At 72.4% G+C, this 23,325-nt stretch carries 16 protein-coding genes and 1 pseudogene; 11 read left to right on the top strand and 6 right to left on the bottom strand.

Annotation, left to right across the window (positions count from 1 at the left end; all coding sequences use genetic code 11):
* Positions 1–19: 19 nt before the first annotated feature.
* The 3 genes and pseudogenes from ACFUNE_RS01925 to ACFUNE_RS01915 form a co-directional block, all read right to left on the bottom strand.
* The gene (locus ACFUNE_RS01925; protein ID WP_383561167.1) at positions 20–1,312 is read right to left on the bottom strand and encodes an ABC transporter substrate-binding protein; all 1,293 of its coding nucleotides are present in this window, start codon (positions 1,310–1,312) and stop codon (positions 20–22) included.
* Positions 1,313–1,767: 455 nt separating this feature from the next.
* A pseudogene (locus tag ACFUNE_RS01920) lies at positions 1,768–1,896 on the bottom strand (DNA-binding protein); the annotation flags it as partial.
* A gap of 19 nt (positions 1,897–1,915) precedes the next feature.
* Positions 1,916–2,533 carry a TetR/AcrR family transcriptional regulator gene (locus tag ACFUNE_RS01915; RefSeq protein ID WP_383561165.1) on the bottom strand — a complete coding sequence of 206 codons (618 nt, stop codon included), beginning with the start codon at positions 2,531–2,533 and terminating at the stop codon, positions 1,916–1,918.
* Positions 2,534–2,687: 154 nt separating this feature from the next.
* On the opposite strand from ACFUNE_RS01915, the gene ACFUNE_RS01910 reads away from it, so the two are divergent.
* The 4 genes from ACFUNE_RS01910 (at position 2,688) to ACFUNE_RS01895 (ending at position 7,608) form a co-directional block, all read left to right on the top strand.
* Positions 2,688–3,260 carry a hypothetical protein gene (locus ACFUNE_RS01910; protein ID WP_383561163.1) on the top strand — a complete coding sequence of 191 codons (573 nt, stop codon included), beginning with the start codon at positions 2,688–2,690 and terminating at the stop codon, positions 3,258–3,260.
* Positions 3,261–3,346: 86 nt separating this feature from the next.
* Positions 3,347–3,841 carry a hypothetical protein gene (locus tag ACFUNE_RS01905; RefSeq protein ID WP_383561160.1) on the top strand — a complete coding sequence of 165 codons (495 nt, stop codon included), beginning with the start codon at positions 3,347–3,349 and terminating at the stop codon, positions 3,839–3,841.
* Between the two features lie 110 nt (positions 3,842–3,951).
* Positions 3,952–4,434 (top strand): hypothetical protein, encoded by a 483-nt coding sequence (locus tag ACFUNE_RS01900; protein ID WP_383561158.1) that lies wholly within the window; start codon positions 3,952–3,954, stop codon positions 4,432–4,434.
* Positions 4,435–4,716: 282 nt separating this feature from the next.
* Complete coding sequence (locus ACFUNE_RS01895) at positions 4,717–7,608, top strand: BTAD domain-containing putative transcriptional regulator (RefSeq protein ID WP_383561156.1); 2,892 nt, start codon at positions 4,717–4,719, stop codon at positions 7,606–7,608.
* A 93-nt stretch (positions 7,609–7,701) separates the two neighbouring features.
* Here the strand turns inward: ACFUNE_RS01895 and ACFUNE_RS01890 are convergent, their stop codons facing one another.
* Together ACFUNE_RS01890 and ACFUNE_RS01885 are read right to left on the bottom strand one after the other, a co-directional pair.
* On the bottom strand, positions 7,702–8,277 hold the full coding sequence (locus ACFUNE_RS01890) for a M23 family metallopeptidase (RefSeq protein WP_383561154.1): 576 nt from the start codon (positions 8,275–8,277) through the stop codon (positions 7,702–7,704).
* Positions 8,278–8,391: 114 nt separating this feature from the next.
* Positions 8,392–9,849, bottom strand: a complete 1,458-nt coding sequence (locus tag ACFUNE_RS01885) for a PucR family transcriptional regulator ligand-binding domain-containing protein (protein ID WP_383561152.1) — start codon at positions 9,847–9,849, stop codon at positions 8,392–8,394.
* Positions 9,850–9,964: 115 nt separating this feature from the next.
* On the opposite strand from ACFUNE_RS01885, the gene ACFUNE_RS01880 reads away from it, so the two are divergent.
* The 7 genes from ACFUNE_RS01880 (at position 9,965) to ACFUNE_RS01850 (ending at position 21,275) form a co-directional block, all read left to right on the top strand.
* Positions 9,965–11,428, top strand: a complete 1,464-nt coding sequence (locus tag ACFUNE_RS01880; RefSeq protein WP_383561150.1) for a sodium:solute symporter — start codon at positions 9,965–9,967, stop codon at positions 11,426–11,428.
* A 97-nt stretch (positions 11,429–11,525) separates the two neighbouring features.
* Positions 11,526–12,494 (top strand): agmatinase, encoded by a 969-nt coding sequence (speB, locus tag ACFUNE_RS01875; RefSeq protein ID WP_383561148.1) that lies wholly within the window; start codon positions 11,526–11,528, stop codon positions 12,492–12,494.
* Positions 12,491–14,173, top strand: a complete 1,683-nt coding sequence (locus ACFUNE_RS01870) for a thiamine pyrophosphate-binding protein (RefSeq protein WP_383561146.1) — start codon at positions 12,491–12,493, stop codon at positions 14,171–14,173. The genes speB and ACFUNE_RS01870 overlap by 4 nt, the downstream gene beginning before the upstream one ends.
* Positions 14,174–14,389: 216 nt before the next feature.
* Entirely contained in the window at positions 14,390–15,274 is an 885-nt protein-coding gene (locus ACFUNE_RS01865; RefSeq protein ID WP_383561144.1) for a serine hydrolase, read from the top strand.
* Between the two features lie 148 nt (positions 15,275–15,422).
* Complete coding sequence (locus ACFUNE_RS01860; protein WP_383561142.1) at positions 15,423–19,178, top strand: ABC transporter ATP-binding protein; 3,756 nt, start codon at positions 15,423–15,425, stop codon at positions 19,176–19,178.
* A gap of 94 nt (positions 19,179–19,272) precedes the next feature.
* Positions 19,273–19,716: a hypothetical protein gene (locus ACFUNE_RS01855; protein ID WP_383561140.1), complete on the top strand. Its 444-nt coding sequence runs from the start codon at positions 19,273–19,275 to the stop codon at positions 19,714–19,716.
* A 77-nt stretch (positions 19,717–19,793) separates the two neighbouring features.
* Positions 19,794–21,275 (top strand): S28 family serine protease, encoded by a 1,482-nt coding sequence (locus ACFUNE_RS01850; RefSeq protein WP_383561138.1) that lies wholly within the window; start codon positions 19,794–19,796, stop codon positions 21,273–21,275.
* 73 nt (positions 21,276–21,348) lie between these two features.
* Here the strand turns inward: ACFUNE_RS01850 and ACFUNE_RS01845 are convergent, their stop codons facing one another.
* Positions 21,349–23,187 (bottom strand): glycoside hydrolase family 3 protein, encoded by a 1,839-nt coding sequence (locus ACFUNE_RS01845; protein ID WP_383561136.1) that lies wholly within the window; start codon positions 23,185–23,187, stop codon positions 21,349–21,351.
* Positions 23,188–23,325 lie beyond the last annotated feature (138 nt).

Here is a 23,325-nt window from a genome sequence, read left to right as displayed (position 1 = left end):
GAAGGCTCGGGCGCGCGGATCAGGCCGTGCGGTAGGCGGATTCCAGGGCGGAGCGCACGGACGCGGCGCTCGTACCCCGGGTGAAGGCGGTGCTGGTCGCGGTGATCAGCGGCTGGGTGGCGGTCGGCGGGACGTACAGGTCGGGCAGGAGCGCCTGGCCGACCCGGTCGCCGAGCTGCTGGGCCTCGGCCACCAGCGGGAAGTCCCTGCTGACCGTGTCGGTCACCAGCGCCATGTCCCTGCCGCTCTCGGTGATGAAGCGCGACACGATGTCGGGGCGGTACATGAAGCGGAGGAACTTCTCGACGGACGACAGCTTCTTGACTCCGTTGGGGCTGACCCAGAAGCCGATGAGGGTGTACGAGCGAAGGATCGTCGGCTTCTCGTGGGCGGCGCCCGGCGCGAGCGGCCAGCCGCCGATCTCGGTGTGCCCGGCCGTCTTCGCGGGGACCTTCGCCAGCGCGGAGGACATCGCGGACTGGATGGCGGCCGCCTCCGTGTTGTACTGCGTGGTCATCGTGTCGGACGTCAGCCCCTGCGCCTTGTCGGCGAAGACACCGGCATCCCGCAGGGACACGAAGTAGTCGATGCCCTCGCGGGCTCCTCGGCTTCCGCTGAAGTCGCCGGTCGTGTAGACCTTCCGGGCCTCCTCGGGAGTGAGGAAGGTCTGGATGATCTGGGCGAGCAGCTTCTGCCCGGTCCAGTCGTTGCCTCCGACGGTGACGGGGGCGATGCCCTTGGCCCGCAGCTTCCGCGCGGCGCCGATGAGCTGGTCCCCGGTGGTGGGGACGGAGCCGATGCCGGCCCGGTCGAGCAGGTGGGTGTTGAAGGCCACCGGCCAGTTGGTGGCGAAATAGGGGAAGGCGCGCAGCCTTCCCTTGTCGTCGGTCCACTCCGTCAGGGCGGCGGGCAGGACGCGTCCGCGCAGCCCCCAGTCGTCGAGGTAGCCCTTGACGTCGACGGTGGCACCGACGTCGGTCCAGGCGAGCGTCTTGTCGTACAGGTTGACCATGACCACGTCCGGCTCCTTACGGGCCAGCCGGGAGGTCTCGTACACCTGGGGGAGGTCGTCGCCGTTGACGAGGTTCTTGACCCGGAGCCCCGGGTTCTCCTTCTCGAACGCCTTGACGGCGGCGGTGTACGTGGGTGAGCCCGGCGCGGTGGTACCGAGCTGGGTGTGGACGACGAGCGTGCCGGGGTCGGAATCGGCCGAGGCGAGCGTGGAGCAGCCGGACATTGCGGGCAGCGCGGTAGCGGCGGCGAGGCCGGAACCAGCGGCAAGGAAACCGCGCCGACTCAGGGGTGAGCGCACAGCGGGATGTCTCCAACCAGGACGTTAACCGGGGGTGGTTAATCGATGTACCAGCGGGTTGCGAGAAACCTAGGGGCGGTTGCGGGAATGGTCAACCCCCGGTTGCGCATGCTGGAAGAGCCGACATTTCGGGCGGTTCGTCCGCGGGGTGAAGGCGAGGCCGGACAGCCGCTGGGGCATTCCCAACGGCTCTACTGGAAGGGGTGCTTCGGAGCAGTTGAAGGGGTGCTCGTCACGCCGACCATGGACGCCTCCGCCGGCCACTGCAGCGCAGCCCTCGCCTTTGCCGCGGTACGCCGCCGTGGTGCCGTGGACCGCCGCACCGGCATGGCGCGCGAGGCGCGAGTGTCTTTCGGCGAGGAGCGGCAGGCGCGGGCGGGCAGGGTCGAACTCCGCGACGTGACGGCGCGCGGTGTGCCTCGCTCCGTCGGCCGGCTCGGGCGGCGGTTGTCGGCTCAGACGGCCACGAGGCGTACGCGATCCCCGCAGAGTCTGGTCATGTCGTCGATGTCCGAGGTGGGCATGACCACCGGGCGGTGCTGCCGCAGTGCCGGCTCGGCGACCACGGCGTCAATGGCGTACCTGCCGGCGGTCGGAGGGCGGTCAGGCCTCCGGGCGCCGTTCCGGCGCGGGAGTCGGGCCGACACGCGCGTCGAGGATCCCCTCGACCCCGTGCAGGAAGGTCTCGGACACCAGGACCGGGTCGAAGAGGCAGCCGGCTGCCATGGCGCCGTCCCGGAGCATGACGAGGTGCCGGGCCGCCGGTTCGGCGGGTGCGTAGCCGGTCTGCGCGAGCAGGTCCGTGACGGTGTTCAGGAACCACTGCCGGTGGGCCAGGACGGCCCGGTGGATCGGGTGTGCGGGGTCGGGGTATTCGGCCACCGCGTTCAGGAAGGCGCAGCCCCGGAATCCGGGGGACCGGATGCCCTCGGTGATGGAACCGGCGACGGCCCGGACCTTGTCGGCCGCCGACGGGCTGCTCGCCACGGCGGCCTCGATCTGGCCCCGGATCCCCTGGTCGGCCTGGTCGAGGTACGCGAGGACGAGCTCTTCCTTGCCGGAGAAGTGCCTGTACAGCGTGGCCCGGGTGACCTTCGCCTCCGCGGTGATCCGGTCGATGCCGACGGAGTGGATCCCCTCCGCGTAGAAGATCCGCGTCGCTGTGCCGAGCAGTCGCGCTCGCGCTTCGGACGTGATGCCACCTTCTGGACTCCGGCTCATGTCACCAGGCTACCAAGCCGCTGAGGTAGAACGTTCGGTCTTGACAGGGGCGCATCGGACGCCTGTAATACGAAGAGACCGAACGTTCTCCCTCATGCAGCATCGCGATGGCTCGCCCGTTCCGCGTCGCTGCCCCGTCATCGAAAGGCACCTCGTGAACACCGACACCGTCACCCTCGTCAGCACCACGTCCTCCGGCGTTCCCGCCACCCTGCGGAAGCTGTACTTCGGGCGCTTCGCGTTCGCCGCCGTCTGGGCCGGTCTCCTGTTCGCCACCGCCGACACCCTGGGCCCGCTGAGTGTGGCGCTCCTGGTGGTCTACCCCCTGTTGGACGTGGTGGCCGCGATCATCGACGTCCGGTCCGCGAAGGCCAACGGAGCTTCGGCGCCCGCCCTCCACGTGAACATCGCCGTCAGCTCGCTGGCCGTCATCGGCCTGGCGGTCGCCGCCATGTCCGGCATCCCGGACGTCCTGCGGATCTGGGGAGCCTGGGCCGTCGTCTCCGGGCTCGTGCAGCTCGTCGCGGGTGCCGTCCGCCGGCAGCTGGGCGGCCAGTGGCCGATGATCATCAGCGGCGCCATCTCCGTCCTGGCCGGCACCTCGTTCATCACGCAGGCCGGCAGCGGCGAGCCGACTCTGGCGAACCTCGCGGGATACGCCTTCCTCGGCGGCGTGTTCTTCCTCGTCTCGGCACTCCGGCTGAACCGCGACCGTCGCTCCGCCTGAATAGTGGTCGCCCCCCCCCACCGACCGGAAGACAGGCGGAGCCGTGACGGCTTCTCATGTGAGGTCCGGAGCGGGAACCTTGGGGCATGAACGTTTTTCACGGCGGTGACGGCCGGCACCTCAGGCTGTCCAACAGCGGCACCGCGGTCTTCGTGGACGTGATGATGCTCGCCGCGTCCACCCTGGCCCGCGAACCGTGGGACTTCCGCTTCGCCGCTCTGCTGACGCTCCAGGACCAGAACGTGATGGGGCGTGGGGTGGTCGGCTTCGACCTGGCGGAGCTCGACTGGGGGGACACGCCGCAGGAGCGGGACGCCGCCAAGAACTTCCTGCTGCGCGTCCTCGATCTGGCCCTGACCCGCCACCGGTGGGAGGAGCTGACGTACGAGCCGCCCCACGCCGAGGGGTACCTGCGTACGTACCGGGCGATGGTGGAGGAGTTCGCCCCTGCGACCGCGCGAAGCGACGCGGGCGTCCTGCCCGGTGCGGAGGAGGCCGCGACGGCCTCGTGCGTACGCCACCGGGTGCTGGGCGCGCTGCCGTTCTGGGAGGCGTGCGTGTTCTGCACCGCCGGGGTGTGAGAGCGGTGTCCACGTCCTGCCCGCCGGCGGGCGGGGGCCGGGGCCGGGGGTCCGCCCCTGGGCGTGCGGCCGCATGCCTCCGGGCCACCGCTCATGCATACGCTGCACGGATGGGTGACATGTACGCAGTTGATCTCGCGCTGAACCTCCGCACCACGGTGCCGGGCGCGTTCGTGGACGAGCTGAGGTGGCACCTCGGCACCACTTGCGGTGCGGGCAGCGGGCCCTCCGGAGCGACGGCAGGTGGTCCCGCCGGGGAAGTGGCCGTGTCGGACGACGTGTTCCCCCTCCTCGCCGAGCGCGGGCCGGCGGCGCGCATCGGCGGCCTGCTGACCGGTGAGCTGCACCGGGCAGGCGCGGGGTGGGCTCTCACCGCACGCCAGGAGGTGCACGCGGAGTCGCTCACCGACCTCGATCCGCTTCTGGAGCAGTTGGCGCGGCACTCCGCCACCGAGGGCGTGATCGGGCAGATCCGGTTCTACGAGGACCATGTGCCGGAGCTGTTGATCAGCGAGTCGCGGAGCCTGGTGCGGTTGTCCCTCAGACCTGACGGGAGCGGCGCCGCATCGCCGTATCCGCACGGGCGGGCGTAGGCGGGGCCACCTCGGCCTCATCCCTCCTCGTCGGCGGGCAGGGAGGACGGGGGTGCCTGAGGCCACGCGCGTTCATCCGGTCTGGTGTGACGGCCTTGCCACGGGGCGCCGTCAGCCCCGGCGCGGGGACGGGATCCCGTGCGGCTCCTGTATCGGCGCGCAGCCCCGCAGCGACCGGTCGCGCGGCCGGATCGAGTGGGTGCCGTCACCCGGAATTCACATCGACGGTCTTCGAACATCGTTACGCTGCACCGCAGTTGCCGACATTCACGGAGGCGCGCGGTGGGGGAGCCGACATTCGGGGTCCTGGGGCCGCTCCAGGTGAAGGCGCAGGGTGTTCCGGTACGGATCGGCGGGGCCAAGCCGCGGGCCGTACTGGCGACCCTGCTGCTCCAGCCGAACGGCTTCGTCTCGCTGGACCTGCTGACGGAGGTCCTCTGGCCCGGTGGCGCTCCCCGGTCCGCCGTCGCCAACGTGCGTACCTACGTACGGACGTTGCGGCGGCTGCTGCCCCCGGGTGCGGTCGCCGGGCTGCGCACCGAGCTCTCCGGTTACTCGCTGGACGTCGCACCCGGCGAGGTGGACATGCCGCTCTTCGAGCAGCGGCTCGCGGCGGCCCGTGCCTCCCGGGACCGCGGCGAGGACGCCGCCGCCCTGCGCGGTTACGAATCGGCCCTGGGGCTGTGGCGCGGCGGGGTGCTCCAGGACGTGCCCTCCAGCGTGGTGTGGGACCCGGCCATCACGCGCATGGACGGGCTGCGGTCGGTCGCGGCCGACGAGTGCCTGGAGCTGCGGCTCCGGCTCGGGGACTACGCCCACCTGGTCTCCGGGCTGCGGTCACGGCTGGCCGAGAGCCCCCTGCGCGAGGACCTGTGGCGCATGCTCGTGCACGCGCTGCACGACGCGGGCCGCGGCGCCGAGGCACGGTCCGCGTACGCCGAGGCGGAGCAGGTGATCGCCGCCGAGCTCGGGATCGAGCCGAGCGCGTCGCTGCGGGCCATCGGCGCCGAGGTCAACGGCTATGTCGGCCGCCGCCGCGCGGCGGTGCCCGCTCCCGTCCGCCAGCTGCCGATGGACATCCCCGACTTCACCGGCCGCGCCGTCGAGGTCGCCGACCTGGAGGAGCTGCTGTCCACCGCCGGCCGGCAGCCCGTGGTCGCGGCGGTGTCGGGACCGCCGGGTGCCGGGAAGTCCACGCTGGCCGTGCACGTCGCCCACCGGGTGCGTGACGCGTTCCCCGACGGCCAGCTCTTCGTCGACCTGGCCGGGACGAGCGAATGCCCCCGTGAGCCGGCGGACGTCCTCGCCGAGATGCTGCGCGGCCTCGGAGTCATCGACAGCGCCATACCCGCCGAGACGGGTGAACGAGCCGCGATGTTCCGTTCCCGGCTGGCCCAGCGGCGCTTCCTCGTCGTGCTCGACGACGCCCTGGGCAGTGCGCAGGTGAGCCCGCTGCTCCCGGGCACCGGCGGCTCGGCGGTACTGGTCAGCTCGCGGCGCCGGATGCCCGGACTGCCGGCGCACGCGTGCCCGCTCGGACTGATGCGGCGCGAGGACGCCCGCGCCCTGTTCGGGGCCATCGTCGGCGCGGACCGGGTGCGCCGGGAGGGTGCCGACGCCGACCGTGTCCTCGCCGAGTGCGGATCGCTGCCGCTGGCGGTACGGATCGCGGCCGCGCGGCTGGTGAACCGGCCCGGGTGGAGCGTCGGCACACTGGCCGACTCGCTGCGTGACGAGCGCGGGCGTCTCGGTGCGGTCCGCCCCGGTGAGCTGGAGGTGCGCGCGGGCGCCGAACTCGGCTACCGCCACCTGCCCGAGCCCGCCGCCCACGCCTTCCGTACGTTCGGCGACCTGCCGGACGACGCCGTCCCGGGATGGCTCGTCGCCGTCGCGACGGGGGGCGACGGCGAGGCAGCCGGGGGCCTGGAGACCCTGCTCGACGAACACCTCGTCGAAGTCGTGGGCAGGGACGATCTCGGTCTGAACCGCTACCGCATGCACGACCTGCTGCGTGCCTACGCCCGGGAACTGGCCCTGACGGACAATCAGGAGCTCCGCCTGCGCCGCCGCCTCCGGGTCATCGACGCCCTCGTCGCCCTCGCCCGCTCCGCCAACGCCGCCATGCCCACCCGCTTCCTCGGTGTCCTGGGCGAACCCGGCGTGCGGGGCCTGCCGGACGGGCCGGTGCGCGCTGTCGCCCCCACGGTGCGCGCCCGGCCGGTGGACTGGTTCGAGAGCGAGCACCGCAACCTCGTCGCCGCCGTCGACGCCGCCGTCCGGCTCGGGCGGACCGACCGGGCGGCCGACCTCGCGATCGAACTGGCGGGCTTCTTCGACATGCGCGGCTACTACGGGGACTGGCTGCGGACCCACCGGCTCGTGCTCGACGCCATGCCGCGTCACGACGACGTCCGGGCGGCGGCCCTGCTGCGCAACCTCGGCCAGCTCCATCTCTACCAGGACCGGTACGCGGACGCGCTCGCGTCCTTCGACCGGGCCCGTGCGCTCTTCGCCGGGCTCGGCCACCCGACGGGGGAGGCGGTCGCCGCGGTGGGGTCCGGCTCGGTCCACCGGGTCGTGGGCGATCTCGGCACCGCGCTGGCGACGTTCACCGACGCCCTCCGGGACTTCGCCGCGGCGGGCGACCGGCACGGCGAGGCGGTGGCACGCAACGCGATCGCCTCCGTCTGGCTGGAGCGCAAGGACCCGGAGACCGCGGCCGGGTGGCTGCGCGGCGCCCTGGAGCTGTCCCGCGCCGTCGGGGACGGGCACCGCGAGGCACAGGTGCGCCGCAGGGTCGCCGTCCTGCACGAGCTGCGGGGCGAACCGCGGGCGGCGCGCGGTGAACTGGAGCGCGCCCTCGGCATCTTCGACGAGCTGGCCGACCTGCACTGCGCGGCGTACGTGCAGCAGAGCATCGCGGAACTCTGCCTGCGCCAGGGCGACGCGGGCGAGGCCTCGGCGCTGCTGATCGGGGCACTCGCCGTGCAGCAGCAGCTCGGGGACCGCCGCGCCGAGGCCCGGGTGGCCTGCCTGCTGGGCGAGTTGCACGACGCGACCGGCCGCAAGCAGACCGCGCGGCACTACTTCCGCCGCTCCCTGGCGACCTGGCACCGGCTGGACGTGCCCGACGAGGCGGGCCTCGTGGACGCCAAGCTGCGCGCGATGCGCTGAGCCGGGGCGTGGGGGACGGACGCGGGCGCGACCGCCGTCGCACCCGCGTCCCGCACGGAGGTCACCGGGTGCCCGGCGGCACCCGGCGGCGCGTCAGCATCTGTTGTTGCTCACCTGGTTGCGCTTGAGGTAGTCGCTCCAGGTCACACCCTGGACGACCGCGACGACGACCGCCCCGTCGAGCTTCTGCTCGTAGTGCAGGTGGGGCGAGAGGTCGTAGAGGGCGGACGTGTTGCCCACTTCGCCGATCTTCTGCCCCACGCCGACGGTGTCGCCCGCCTGCACCGAACGCGTCTGCAGATGGGCGTAACGCGTCTGCCAGCCGCCCCCGTGGCCGATGACTATCGTGTTCCCGTACCCACTGGTCGTGGAGTAGTACGAGTCCAGGACCGTGCCGCCGGCGCTGGCGAACACCCTGCGCCCGGTGTCGTCCGGGTTGCCGTTCGCGTCGTAGTGGTTCCAGTCGATGGAGTGGGCGGGGCTGTGCCCCGACCAGTTGCTGCCGAGCCACGTCTGGTTGCACTCGAACGGCATCTTGAAGGCGGGTCTGGCGGCCACGGCGGCCTCCGACGCGTTCACGATCGGTGCCGCGACCGCGACCGGACCGGTGACCATGACGGCCGCGACCGCGCTCAGGGTGGTCAGGGCGCGGCGAACATTCCTGTGCATGGTTCTCCCCTTGTCGTCGGATGACACGGGGATTCAAGGAGGCGGGCATACACGGCGGATACATTCCGTCCGCCGAGGCACCTGCGATCGGGGCGTACGCCCCGGGGAGCGGGTCTACGCGCGGGAGCGCAGCGCGAACCACAGCTCCGTGCGTACGTCCATGTCGTCCAGGTCCACGTCCAGCAGCGCCGCGCAGCGGGCGATGCGCTGGCGGACGGTGTTGCGGTGGACCTTGAGGGCCACCGCCGTGCGGTCCCAGCTGCCGTGGAGGCTCAGCCAGCAGCGCAGCGTCTCGGCCAGGGGGCCGGTGAGGGGGGCCAGGAGCGCGCGGGCGTGGGCCTCGGCCTCCGCGTGGGGGATCAGGGCGGTGAAGCCGGTGCCCGGACGGTGCGTGCTCAGAGGAGTACGGGTGGCCTCCGCGTGGCCCAGGGCGCGAGCCGCCTGCGCGTCCGCGTCGGGCAGGGCGGTGACCGGGGCCGGTTCCGAGACGCCGAGGGTCCAGCCGGGCTGCGGGGGCACCGCCCGGTGGGGGCCGGGGAGCAGGATCCGTACGGTCGCGCGGTCCACGTCCGACAGGGCGGAGCCCAGTGCCGCGCCGAGCGCCCCGGCGTTCAGCGCGTCGGCCGGGGAGCCGTCGGCCCGGCGGGCGTGGACCACCGACCAGGAGTCGCCGTTGCCCAGGAGCGGGGCCACGTCCTCGGGGGCCGCGCCCAGCAGCAGCCGCACGAGCGCCGCCGAGCGCCCGGCGGCGTCCGCGCCCTGGTGCGGCGCGGTGAGCAGGGAGAGGAGCACGACGGCGATCCCAGCGACGGTGTGGTCGCCGACGTCGCGCCGGGGCGTCGCCAGGGCGAGGGCCAGCCCCTGCCCCCCGCCGAGCGCGTACGCGAACAGGTGGGTCCCGCCCCGGGTCTCGGCGGCCGAGGAGGGGCTCGGCTTCCGGCCGGGGGAGGCGGCGGGGGCGACCACCCGGGCGAGGCGGGCCAGCGCCGTCTGCACGTCCGGTGCCGTACGGCCGCCCGCCGCGTGCAGGACCCCGCCGTCCGCCGTGAGCAGCGCGACCCGGCCCTCGAGCTGCACGGCGAGCTGGCGCAGCACCGCCGGTACCGGGTCGGGGCGGGCCGCCGCCGTCGCCAGGGCCTGCTGGGCCCGGGTCACCCGGCGCAGCTCGCGGTGGCGCGCCTCGGCCATGAGCCGCCACACCGCCCGGGCGATCGCGGCGAAGCGGGTCTCCGGCGGGACCTCCAGAAGCGGCAGCCCGTGCCGGTCGCACGCCTCGACCAGGGCCGCCGGAACCGTGTCGTGCACCGGTGCCACCCCGAAGCCCAGCGCCGCCGCCCCCGCCTGGACGATCCGGGCCACATAGGTGTCCGGGTCCGCGAGCTGGACCCCTGCGGTCAGCAGCAGCTCACCGCCGAGCAGATACGGATAGGGGTCGGCCATCTCCGAGGTGTGCACCCAGAGCAGCTCCGCGTGGTCCGGGCCGGCGATCCGGCGCAGCCCGAGCTCCTCCCTGCCGAGCAGTTCGGCCAGGGGGATGGGAGGGGCGGGGGGTCCGGCGGGGGAGTCGGGCATGGATGGTCCGTCCACTGGGCGGAGTGAGGATGGAGGAAACGTACACTTCAGCGGCGGCTTCCGGCCACCTACCGTCTTCGAGAACCTGTTGAACGCGTGGAACGGAGGGAAGCCCATGGCTGTCGACTACGCCGTGATCGTCGTCTACCTGCTCGGCATGCTCGCCATGGGCTGGTGGGGCATGCGCCGCGCCAAGTCCAAGAGCGAGTTCCTGGTCGCAGGACGGCGCCTCGGCCCCTGGATGTACTCCGGCACCATGGCCGCGATCGTCCTCGGCGGTGCCTCGACGATCGGCGGCGTGGGCCTCGGCTACCAGTACGGGCTCTCCGGCGCGTGGATGGTCTTCACGATCGGCCTCGGGCTGCTCGCGCTGTCCGTCTTCTTCTCCGCCCGCATCGCCCGGCTGAAGGTCTACACCGTCTCCGAGATGCTCGACCTCCGCTACGGCGGCCGGGCCGGTGTCATCTCCGGTGTCGTCATGTGGGCGTACACCCTGATGCTCGCGGTCACCTCGACCATCGCCTACGCCACCATCTTCGACGTCCTCTTCGACGTGAACAGGACCGTCGCGATCATCCTGGGCGGCACCATCGTCGTCGCGTACTCGACGCTCGGCGGCATGTGGTCGATCACGATCACCGACATGGTGCAGTTCGTCGTCAAGACGATCGGTGTCCTGCTCCTCCTCCTGCCGATCGCGGTCGTCAAGGCGGGCGGCTTCAGCGAGATGAAGGCGAAGCTGCCCACGGAGTACTTCGACCCGCTGGGCATCGGCGGCGAGACGATCTTCACGTACGTCCTGATCTACACCTTCGGCATGCTGATCGGCCAGGACATCTGGCAGCGCGTGTTCACCGCCCGCAGCGACCGGACGGCACGCTGGGGCGGAACCGTCGCCGGTACGTACTGCCTGGTGTACGCGGTCGCCGGAGCCGTCATCGGCACCGCGGCCAAGGTGATGTACCCGACGCTGCCCAGCGCGGACGCGGCCTTCGCGACGATCGTGAAGGACGAACTGCCGGTCGGCGTCCGCGGGCTGGTGCTCGCCGCCGCGCTCGCCGCGGTCATGTCCACCTCCTCCGGTGCGCTGATCGCCTGCGCGACCGTGGCCAACAACGACATCTGGTCGCGGCTCCGGGGCGCGGTCGCCAAGGGCGACGGCGAGGAACGTGACGAGGTGAAGGGCAACCGGGCCTTCATCCTCATCATGGGCGTCGCCGTCATCGTGATCGCCATCGCGCTCAACAACGTCGTCGAGGCGCTGACCGTCGCCTACAACCTGCTCGTCGGCGGGCTGCTGGTGCCGATCCTCGGCGGGCTGCTCTGGCGCCGGGGCACGGCGGCGGGCGCACTGGCCGCCGTGGTGGTCGGCGGTGGCGCGGTGATCGGGCTGATGGCGGGGTACGGAATCCTCGCCAACGAGCCCGTCTACTACGGGCTGCTCGCCTCGCTCGCGGTGTACGTCATCGTCTCCCTGGCGACGAAGCCGACCGACGCGGCCGTGCTGACCGCGTGGCGCGAACGGCTGGCGGGGCGCGGGACCGAGGAGACGGCCACCCCGGACCCGGTCGGCGTCTGACCGGCCACCGAAGCAGGGGCCCGAACGGCCCCTGGCAGACTGAAACCGTATGAACGCCCACAAGGCGTGCATGGCTGAACGAAAGGCACCCGCACCCATGAGCAGCAACGAGACGCCGCGCGGCCCCGTCGACTCCTCCCGCGTCCCGCGGTACGCCGGACCCGCGACGTTCGCCCGGCTGCCGCGGCTCGACGAGGTCGGCTCCGCCGACATCGCCGTCGTCGGCGTGCCCTTCGACACCGGCGTCTCCTACCGCCCCGGTGCCCGTTTCGGCGGCAACGCGATCCGCGAGGCCTCGCGCCTCCTGCGCCCCTACAACCCGGCGCAGGACGCCTCGCCCTTCGCGCTCGCCCAGGTCGCCGACGCGGGTGACATCGCCGTGAACCCCTTCGACATCAACGAGGCCGTCGAGACCGTCGAGGCCGCGGCCGACGACCTCCTCTCCACCGGCGCGCGGCTTATGACGCTCGGCGGCGACCACACCATCGCGCTGCCCCTGCTGCGTTCCGTCGCCAAGAAGCACGGCCCCGTCGCCCTGCTCCACTTCGACGCCCACCTGGACACCTGGGACACCTACTTCGGCGCCGAGTACACCCACGGCACCCCGTTCCGCCGGGCCGTCGAGGAGGGCATCCTCGACACGGAGGCGCTGTCCCACGTCGGCACCCGCGGCCCGCTGTACGGCAAGCAGGACCTCACCGACGACGCCAAGATGGGCTTCGGCATCGTCACCTCCGCCGACGTCATGCGGCGCGGCGTCGACGAGATCGCCGACCAGTTGCGGCAGCGCATCGGTGACCGGCCGCTCTACATCTCCATCGACATCGACGTGCTCGACCCGGCGCACGCCCCCGGCACCGGGACCCCCGAGGCCGGCGGCCTCACCTCGCGCGAGCTCCTGGAGATCGTGCGCGGGCTCTCCTCCTGCAACCTGGTCTCGGCCGACCTCGTCGAGGTCGCCCCGGCGTACGATCACGCGGAGATCACCTCCGTCGCCGCCTCGCACACCGCGTACGAGCTGACGACGATCATGTCCCGCCAGATCGCGGAAGGCCGCACCAAGTGAGCCACGACCACGACGACCGGCCGCAGCTCACCGCCGCGCAGGCGGAGGCGGCGCTGAACCCGCCCCCCGGCCGCAACGGCGGCGACCTGGTCGTCGAGACCCTCCAGGGCCTCGGCGCCACCACGGTGTTCGGGCTGCCCGGCCAGCACGCGCTCGGCATGTTCGACGCGCTCCGCCGCTCCTCGCTCTCGTACGTCGGCCTGCGCGTCGAGAACAACGCGGGCTTCGCCGCCGACGCCTACGGCCGGATCACCGGCGAGGTGGCGCCCCTGCTGCTCTCCACCGGCCCGGGCGCCCTGACCTCACTGGCGGCGCTCCAGGAGGCGGCCGCCGCCTCCGCGCCCGTGCTGGCGATCTCCAGCCAGATCCCCACCGCCGGACTCGGCGGCGGACGCCACGGCTACCTCCACGAGCTCCGCGACCAGAAGGCGTCCTTCCGGGACGTCGTGAAGTCCGTGCACACCGTGCGCACGGCGTCGCAGGTCCCCTCCGCGATCGCCGCCGCCTGGGAGTCCGCGCTGACCGCCCCGCACGGGCCGGTCTGGGTCGAGATCCCGCAGGACGTGCTGCTCGCCGAGACCACGCTGCCCGTGGTCAGCGCGCTGGACGCCACCCCGCGTGAGCTGTACCCGCGCCCCGAGCTGACCGTCGCCGCGGCCCACCTGCTGTCGAAGGCCGAGCGTCCCGCGATCATCGCGGGCGGTGGAGTCGTACGGTCCGACGCGGCCGGCAAGCTGCTCGCGCTCGCGGAGAAGATCGACGCTCCGGTCGTCACCACCTTCGGCGGCAAGGGCGCCTTCCCCTGGGAGCACCCGCTCTCGCTCCAGTCGTGGCTGGAGGACCGGTACACCACGGACTTCCTGGAGTCCGCGGACGTCCTGCTCGTCGTCGGCTCGGGACTGGGGGAGCTCTCCTCGAACTACCACACGTTCGCCCCGCGCGGCCGCGTCATCCAGATCGAGGCCGACGCGGGGAAGCTGGAGTCCAACCACCCCGCGCTCGGCATCCACTCCGACGCCCGCGAGGCGCTCGCCGGCCTCCTGGACGCGGTGGAGCCGCGGAAGGACGACACCGCGGCGGAGCGCGTCCGGGAGGTGCTGGAGCGGGTCCGTGAGCGGATCGCGGCCCAGGACCTCACGCTGGAGCAGCGGGTGATCGCCTCCGTCCGCGAGGCGCTCCCCGACACGTCGCCCAGCTTCTGGGACATGACGATCCTCGCCTACTGGGCCTGGTCCGCCTTCGACGCCCGCCACCCGAACACGATGCACTCGGCGCAGGGCGCGGGCGGTCTCGGCTACGGCTTCCCGGCCGCCATCGGTGCCGCCGCGGCCGACCGGACCAGGCCGGTCCTCGCGGTCTCCGGCGACGGCGGCGCGATGTACTCGATCGCCGAGCTCGCCACCGTGCGGCAGTACGACCTGCCCGTCACCTGGCTGATCGTCGACGACGGGGGCTACGGCATCCTGCGGGAGTACATGACGGGCGCGTTCGGCGAGGCCACGGCGACCGAGCTCTCCCGCCCGGACTTCGTCGCCCTCGCCGAGTCCTTCGGCGTCCCCGCGGTCCGTACGACCCCGGAGAGCCTGACCGCCGACCTCGGCAAGGCCCTCGCGGCCCCCGGCCCGTCGGTGGTGGTGCTCCCCGCGCTGCTGAAGATGTTCGAGCCGACGCACCTGTAGGCGGAACGCGGACGCCGGGGGCGGCCGGTCCGGGCGGGGGGAAGAGCGTGGCTTCGGTCACCCCGTCCGGCCCGGAGGCCCCGTCTCCCGGGCGCGGCGCCGGGGGCGGTCCGGGGCCTGTGCCCTGGGCCACAGCCCGTTCCGCCGGTATCTGCGCATCATGCTCCGGGTGCCCCGCAGGGCGCGACCACGAGACGCGACCGCGCGGAGGCCGGCATGACCCATCGACGTATGTCCCGGCACTCCCGGGCCGTGTTCTGCGCCGCTCTGGCCGGCGGCGTACTCGCCCCGGCGGCTGCGACCGCGGCGGCGTCCCCCGCCGCCGCGTCCCCCGCTGCCGCCCCGTCCCCCGCCGTCTCCTGCGCCTCGGGCCGGGCCGGTCTCGCCGCGGAACTGTCCAGGGACATCACCGCGGCCCTCAAGGGGCACAAGTCCACCACCGCCCTGGCGGTGCAGGACCATCGGACCCGCACGACGTGCACGCTGCGGCCCACCCAGCGGGTGGACTCGGCGAGCGTGGTCAAGGTCACGGTCCTCGCCGCACTGCTCTGGGACGCGCAGCGGACGGACCGGCCGCTCACCCCGCGCGAGGGCAAGCTGTCCACGGCCATGATCACCAAGTCGGACAACGACGCGACCAGTGAGCTGTGGGACCAGCTGGGCCCCGCGAAGATCAAGGGCTTCCTCGGGGCGGCGGGTATGACCCGCACGTCGCCGGGGGCCGGGGGTGCCTGGGGGCTCACCCAGATCACCGCCCAGGACGAACAGCGTCTGCTCTCCCTGGTGACGGCCAGGAACAAGGTCCTCGACGACCGCTCGCGGACCTTCGTCCTGGACCGGATGCGCAAGGTCGTACCGGACCAGCGCTGGGGCGTTCCGGCCGGCGCGCCGGGGGACGCGACGGTCCAGCTCAAGAACGGCTGGCTGGAGCGGTCCACCCACGGCTGGCGTGTGCACAGCGTCGGAGCGTTCAGCGGCAAGGGCCACGACTACGTGATCACCGTCCTCACGCAGGACAACAGGACGATGGACGACGGCATCGACACCATCCAGGCCGTCTCCCGGGCCGTCCACAAGGACATCGGGCCCGCCACCGGCTGAGGGACCGCGCGTCCACACCCCCCCGGCCGGTCCTAGGACCACCAGCCCCCCGGCTCCGCCCATCGGCCGAGAATTGTTGCGGAAGGATGAAATCCGCCGCCGGCCGCGTTGGTGACATGCGGTAGGTCAGGCGGGGCGACGGGGACATATGGAGGCACGGGTGGCGGGCGCGGAGCAGCAGGGCGCGGAGCAGCAGGGGTGGGGCAGGCGGCTGGGCGGATACGCCTGGCGCTACCGCCGGAACGTGGTGCTGGCGCTGGGCTCGTCGCTCGCGGGCATGGGCGTGATGGCGCTCGTCCCGCTCATCACCAAGGTGATCATCGACGACGTCGTCGGCAGCCACACCCGCTCCCTCGGCGTGTGGACGGGCCTGCTCATCGGTGCGGCCCTGATCGTCTACGCCGCCACGTTCGTCCGCCGCTACTACGGCGGCCGGCTCGCCCTCGACGTCCAGCACGACCTGCGGACCGAGATGTACGACACCCTCACCCGGCTCGACGGGAAGCGCCAGGACGAGCTCTCCACCGGGCAGGTCGTCGGGCGTGCCACCAGCGACCTGCAGCTGATCCAGGGCCTTCTCTTCATGCTCCCGATGACCATCGGGAACGTCCTGCTCTTCGTCATCTCCCTGGTGATCATGGCGTGGCTCTCGCTGCCACTGACCCTCGTCGCCCTCGCCGTCGCCCCCGCCCTCTGGTTCATCGCCCGCCGCTCCAAGGCCCGCCTCTTCCCCGCCACCTGGTACGCCCAGAGCCAGGCCGCGGCCGTGGCCGGCGTGGTGGACGGGGCCGTCTCCGGCGTCCGGGTCGTGAAGGGCTTCGGCCAGGAGGAGCAGGAGACCGGCAAGCTCCGTGAGGTCAGCCGCAGGCTCTTCGCCGGCCGGCTGCGCACGATCCGGCTGAACTCCCGCTACACCCCGGCGCTCCAGGCCGTCCCCTCGCTCGGCCAGGTCGCGATGCTGGCCCTCGGCGGATGGCTCGCGACCAGGGGCGAGATCACGCTCGGCACGTTCGTCGCCTTCTCCACCTACCTCGCCCAGCTCGTCGGCCCGGTCCGGATGCTCGCCATGGTCCTCACGGTCGGCCAGCAGGCCAGGGCCGGTGTGGAGCGGGTCCTGGAGCTGATCGACACCGAGCCCTCCATGCAGGACGGCACAAAGAGGCTTCCCGCCGACGCGCCCGCGAGCGTCGAGTTCGACGACGTCCGCTTCGGCTACGACGAGGACCGCCCGGTCCTCGACGGCTTCTCCCTCATCATCGAACCGGGCGAGACCGTGGCCGTCGTCGGAGCCTCCGGCAGCGGCAAGTCCACCGTCTCGCTCCTGCTGCCCCGCTTCTACGACGTGTCGCACGGCGCCGTCCTGGTCGGCGGCCACGACGTCCGGGAGCTCACCCAGGACTCGCTGCGGGCCGCCATCGGCCTCGTACCGGAGGACAGCTTCCTCTTCTCCGAGTCCGTCGGCGCCAACATCGCCTACGGCCGGCCGGGCGCCACCCAGGAGCAGATCGAGCGGGCCGCGCGCGCCGCCCAGGCGCACGGCTTCATCTCGGCGCTGCCCGAGGGGTACGACACCAAGGTCGGGGAGCACGGGCTCACCCTCTCCGGAGGGCAGCGCCAGCGTGTCGCGCTGGCCCGCGCCCTCCTCACCGACCCCCGCCTGCTGCTCCTCGACGACGCCACCTCCGCCGTCGACGCACGTGTCGAGCACGAGATCCACGAGGTCCTGGCCCAGGTCATGGAGGGCCGCACCACCCTGCTGATAGCCCACCGCCGGTCCACCCTCGGCCTCGCCGACCGTATCGCCGTCCTCGACCAGGGACGGCTCGCCGACATCGGCACGCACGCCGAGCTGGAGCGCCGCTCGGCGCTCTACCGCCGGCTGCTCACCGACCCGGACGAGATGGGCGGCACCTCCCCGGGGCACCAGCCGGTCACGGCCGGCGTGCCCGAGGACGACCGGGCCCTCCAGGATGAGCTGGACGCCGAGTTCGACGCCGAGCGCGGTGTCACCCCCGGCCTGTGGATCCGCAAGGAGGAGCAGCGGGACGCGGCGGCCGCCGGCATGCCCGCCACCCCCGAGCTCCTCGCCCAGGTCGAGGCGCTTCCCCCGGCCACCGACGCCCCCGCCATCGACGAGGCGAGCGCGGTGCGCCCGGAGAAGTCGTACGGCCTGCGCAGGCTGCTGCACGGCTTCGGCCTCCCCCTGCTCGTGAGTCTGGGGCTGGTGGCCGTCGACGCGGGCATGGGCCTGCTCCTGCCCGTGCTGATCCGGCACGGGATCGACGACGGCGTCACCAAGTTGGCGCTCGGCGCCGTCTGGGCGGCGGCCGCCCTCGGCCTGCTCGCCGTCCTCGTGCAGTGGGCGGCCCAGATCGGTGAGACCCGGATGACGGGCCGCACTGGCGAGCGCGTGCTGTACTCCCTGCGCCTCAAGATCTTCGCGCAGCTCCAGCGGCTCGGCCTCGACTACTACGAGCGCGAGCTGACCGGCCGGATCATGACCCGGATGACGACCGACGTCGACGCGCTGTCCACGTTCCTGCAGACCGGCCTGGTCACCGCCTTCGTCTCCGTCGTGACCTTCTTCGGCATCACGGTGGTGCTGCTCGTCCTCGACGTCCAGCTGGCCCTGGTCGTCTTCGCGACCCTGCCGCTGCTGGTCGTCGGCACGTTCTTCTTCCGCCGCAGGAGCGTCAAGGCGTACGAGCTCGCGCGGACCCGCATCAGCGTCGTCAACGCCGATCTCCAGGAGTCCGTCTCCGGGCTGCGGATCGTGCAGGCCTTCCGGCGCGAGCGCGACGGGGCCGAGCGCTTCGCGGCGCGCAGCGACCACTACCGCCAGGCAAGGGTGCGCGGGCAGTGGCTGATCTCGGTCTACTTCCCGTTCGTGCAGCTGCTGGCCTCGGTGGCGGCGGCGGCCGTGCTGATCGTCGGCGCGGGCCGCGTCGACAACGGCACACTGACCACGGGCGCGCTGGTCGCCTACCTGCTCTACATCGACCTGTTCTTCGCCCCCGTGCAGCAGCTCTCCCAGGTCTTCGACGGCTACCAGCAGGCCAGCGTCTCCCTCGGCCGGATCCAGGAGCTCCTGCGGGAGCCGACCTCCACGGCCGACCACGACGAGCCGCAGGACGTGACGTCGCTTCGCGGGGAGATCGCGTTCGAGGGCGTGTCGTTCGCGTACACCGGCGAGGAGGAGGCCCTCACCGGCATCGACCTGCGGATCCCGGCGGGCCAGACGGTCGCCTTCGTCGGCGAGACGGGGGCGGGCAAGTCCACCCTGGTCAAGCTCGTCGCCCGCTTCTACGACCCGACGAGCGGGCGGGTCACGGCCGACGGCACGGACCTGCGCCGGCTCGACAGGACGGCGTACCGCCACCGGCTCGGAGTCGTGCCGCAGGAGTCCTACCTCTTCGAGGGGACGGTCCGGGACGCCATCGCCTACGGACTGCCGGAAGCCACCGACGCGCAGGTGGAGGCGGCGGCCAGGGCGGTCGGCGCGCACGACATGATCGCCACGCTGGAGGACGGCTATCTGCACGAGGTGGCCGAGCGGGGCCGGAACCTCTCCGCCGGCCAGCGTCAGCTGATCGCGCTCGCCCGCGCCGAGCTGGTCGACCCGGACATCCTGCTGCTCGACGAGGCGACCGCCTCCCTCGACCTGGCCAGTGAGGCCCAGGTCAACCAGGCCACCGACCGGCTGGCGGGCCGGCGCACCACGCTGGTGGTCGCCCACCGGCTGACGACGGCCGCGCGCGCGGACCGGGTCGTGGTGATGGACCGGGGCAGGGTCGCCGAGGACGGCACCCACGACGAGCTGCTGGCCAGGGACGGCGCGTACGCCCGGCTGTGGCGCACCTTCATAGGGGAGGGCATAGGCGAGGACACCCCGGCAGGCGTATGACCTCGTTCCGCAACCTGAGGACGCTCTTCCCGCGTCGTACACCCATGCGCACGTGTGTCCGGTGTGGGCCGACGTGTTCGATGGAGCGATCGGGATGGATGGGGTGGACGGTGTGGTGAGACCGCAGAGGTCGTCGGGACGGGCGGGGCGTTCGAGGGGCCGGCGCGCGGTGGTGGCCCTCCTCGTCCTGCCGCTGCTCGGGGCCCTCGGGCTCGTGACGGGCCCCACCGGGTCGGCCCCCGCGCACGCGGCGTCGGCCTGCTCCGGGCGGCTGGTCAAGACGGTGGCCTTCTCCACCGGTTCGCTGCGCGTCTACAAGAGCCGCGCCTACGCGTGCGCCGTCACGGTCGCCAAGAAGCCGGGGGCACGGCGGGCGATGCGGGTCTCGCTGCAGCCGAGGGGAGGACACGCGGTCGCCGACAGCGGCCGTTTCACCCGGCTGGCCGGCCCGGTCACGGCGCACGCGCTGAACCGCTGTGTCCGCGCCTCCGGTTCGGTCGGGGGATCCTCCGGCTCCACGGGATGGATCCTGTGCTGACACGCGAGTGGGTCTGGCGTGGCAGGTGTTGCCCCCGCTAGGTTCACGGCGACTGTCGTGAATCAAGGGGAGGGTGCATGCGCAAGGCGCTCAGAGGCGTTCTGTCGCTCGCGGTGCTCATAGGCACAGTGAGTGCGACCGGAGCCTCGACCGGTGCGGCCACCGCCGCGGAACCGGCCGCGAAGCAGAGCAGCTCGACCAGCAGCAGCAAGAGCAGCAGCGAGGACATCAAGGACCGCATCCTGGCCATCCCGGGAATGAGCCTGATCGAGGAGAAGCCGTACCCCGGGTACCGCTACTTCGTCCTCGAATACACCCAGCCGGTCGACCACAGGCACCCGTCCAAGGGGACCTTCGAGCAGCGGCTCACGCTCCTGCACAAGGACACGACCCGGCCCACGGTCTTCTTCACCAGCGGCTACAACGTCTCGACCAACCCCAGCCGCAGCGAGCCGACGCAGATCATCGACGGCAACCAGGTCTCCCTGGAGTACCGCTTCTTCACCCCGTCCCGCCCGGCCCCCGCCGACTGGTCGAAGCTCGACATCTGGCAGGCCGCCAGCGACCAGCACCGCGTCTTCAAGGCGCTGAAGAAGATCTACTCGGAGAACTGGCTCACCACGGGCGGGTCCAAGGGCGGCATGACGGCCACCTACTTCGAGCGCTTCTACCCGAAGGACATGGACGGCGTCGTCGCCTACGTCGCCCCCAACGACGTGGTCAACGACGAGGATTCGGCGTACGACCGGTTCTTCGCACGCGTCGGGACCAAGGAGTGCCGGGACCGGCTGAGCGGTGTGCAGCGCGAGGCGCTCGTCCGACGTGAGCCGCTGGAGAAGAAGTACGAGGCGTACGCCGCCGAGAACGGCTACACCTTCAACACGGTCGGCACGCTCGACAAGGCGTACGAGGCCGTCGTCATGGACTACGTCTGGGCGTTCTGGCAGTACAGCCTGGTCGCCGACTGCGAGAGCATCCCGGCCGACGCCACGACCGCCACCGACCAGGAGATCTGGGACTCCGTCGACGGCATCTCGGGCTTCTCCGCCTACGCCGACCAGGGCCTGGAGACCTACACGCCGTACTACTACCAGGCCGGCACCCAGCTCGGCTCGCCCGACATCCGGCAGCCCTGGCTGGGCGACCTCAGCCGCTACGGCTACCAGCCGCCGCGCAGCTTCGTCCCCCGCTCCATCCCGATGAAGTTCCAGCACTCGGCCATGCGCGACGTGGACAGCTGGGTCAGGAACAACGCCCGGCGGATGATGTACGTCTACGGCGGGAACGACCCGTGGGGCGCCGAGCCCTTCCGCCTCGGCAGGGGCGCCAGGGACAGCTACGTCTACACCGTCCCCGGCGGCAACCACGGCTCCAAGGTCGCCGGCCTCGTCGCAGACGAGAAGGCGAACGCCACCGCGGCCATCCTGCGCTGGGCCGGGGTCGCGCCCGCGGCCGTCGAGGCCGACCCGGCGAAGGCCGAGCCCCTCGCGAAGTTCGACGCCCGCCTCGACAAGCGGGACGACGAACTCCAGCGGAACCGGGGCACGCTGAGGCCGTAACCCGGGCCGCGGCAAGCAGACGGGCCGGGTCCGCCGGGTGTGCTCACACCCGGCGGACCCGGCCCGGCCTGTCTCAGGACCTGTACGACAGGCCGTAGCCGACCGGGTACAGCGCCTGCGCGGGGGCGTCCGCCCGTTGTACGGGCACCGGGAGCCGGCCCCGCGGTTCCGCCCGGCCCGCGATCACCCGGGCGGCCGCCCGGAGTTCCACATCGGTCCAGGAGTACGCGGCCAGGCTCGCGGCGTACCCCGTCCCGGCCAGCTGGGCGATGTCGTACGGATTCCGGATCGCCAGCGTGATCACCGGGACGCCGGTCGCCACGAGCGCGCTGACCAGGGTGCGCTGCGTGCTGGTCGCCGTGACGTTGTACGTTCCCACGACCACCGCGTCCTTGCCCTGTGCCGCGGCCACCGCCTCCGCGATCTTCGCCTGGGTCGGGGCCGTGCCGGTGGACAGCGCGGTCGCCGCGTAGCCCAGCTCCGTGAAGGCTCCGGCGAGGGTGGTCGTCGGGGGCCCCGTCGTGCCGGAGGGGGAGGCGGGATCGGCTCCGACCACCAGCACGTTCCTGTGGGAACGGCGGGAGAGGGGCAGCAGCGAACCGGCGTTGGCGAGCAGCGTCGTCGTACGCTCGGCGATCCTGTCCGCGTCGGCGAGGTGGGACCGGATGCCGACCGTGCGGTCGACGCCCCGGTGGGTGACGTACGGGTCCCGGAACAGCCCCAGCCTCGTCTTCAGCCGCAGGATGCGCAGAATCGATTCCTCGATGCGGGCCTCGCTGATCTCGCCGCTCCGCACCGCGTTCAGGACGGCGTTCCAGGCGACCTTGAGGTCCGGCGGGTTCAGCAACTGGTCGACGCCGGCCAGCAGGGCGAGGACGGGGACGCGCTCGTCGCCGTACTTCGTGCGGACTCCCTCCATCCCCAGGGCGTCGGTGACCACCACACCGTCGTAGCCGAGCTCCTCGCGCAGGATGCCGGTGAGGATCGGGTGCGACAGGGTGGCCGGGTCCTCCGACGGGTCCAGGGCGGGCACCACGATGTGGGCCGTCATGATCGAGTCGATCCCGGCGGCGACGGCCGCCCGGAACGGCGGGGCGTCCAGCTCGGCCCACTGCTCGCGGGTGTGGCTGATGACGGGCAGGCCGGTGTGGCTGTCGGTGCTGGTGTCCCCGTGGCCCGGGAAGTGCTTGGCGGTGGAAGCGACGCCGGAGCTCTGATAGCCCTTCACCTGCGCCGTGACCATCCCGGCGACCGACTCCGGGTCGGAGCCGAAGGAGCGTACGCCGATGACGGGGTTGGCCGGGTTGACGTTGACGTCTGCGTCCGGCGCGTAGTTCTGGTTGATCCCCAGGGCCGCGAGCTCGGCGCCCGCGATCCGGCCCGCCGTCCGCGCGTCGGTCCGTGAACCGCCCGCGCCCAGCGCCATCGCGCCGGGCAGCAGCGTCGCGGGCTCGCCCACGCGGCACACGATGCCGTGTTCCTGGTCCGTGGAGACGAGGAGCGGCACGGGCGTGGGCCCCGCGAGCCCGGCCCGCTGGATGCCGTTGGAGAGGTCGGCGATCTGGTGCGGGTCGCGGGTGTTGTGCGCCCAGGCGAAGTAGATGATGCCGCCGACGTGGTACGTGGAGATCAGCTCGGTGGCGTCGCGGACCCCGATCTCCTTGAGATTGGCGTCGATGTCCGCCTGGTCGGGCTCGGTGGCGGAGTGGCCGTACACCCGCATCACGAAGAGCTGGCCGACCTTCTCCTCCAGGCTCATCCGGGCGATGAGCCGCTTGAGGCGACTGTCGGGGGACGTGCGGGACGCGGCTGCCTGCGCGGTGCCGGGGAGGGCGGCGACGCCGGTTGCCGCGGCCGCGGCGGTCGCCGCGGTGGCGGTGAGGAGGGTGCGTCTGGAGGTGCGGTGGTGCACGTGAGCCCCTTCCGGTGCTGAAAGAAACTTCCAAGAAGGTACGGATATATGGAAAGTAACTACCAGTCAAGAGGGCCGCCCGAGAATGCCCGGGACACGCGGGGCGCCGGGTGGACATGCCCGGACATGGGTGCTGTG

Source organism: Streptomyces sp. NPDC057287, assembly GCF_042667905.1.
Classification (GTDB): domain Bacteria; phylum Actinomycetota; class Actinomycetes; order Streptomycetales; family Streptomycetaceae; genus Streptomyces.
The sequence above is the reverse complement of the archived record's forward strand: the minus strand, read 5'-3'. Positions and strand labels throughout refer to the sequence as shown.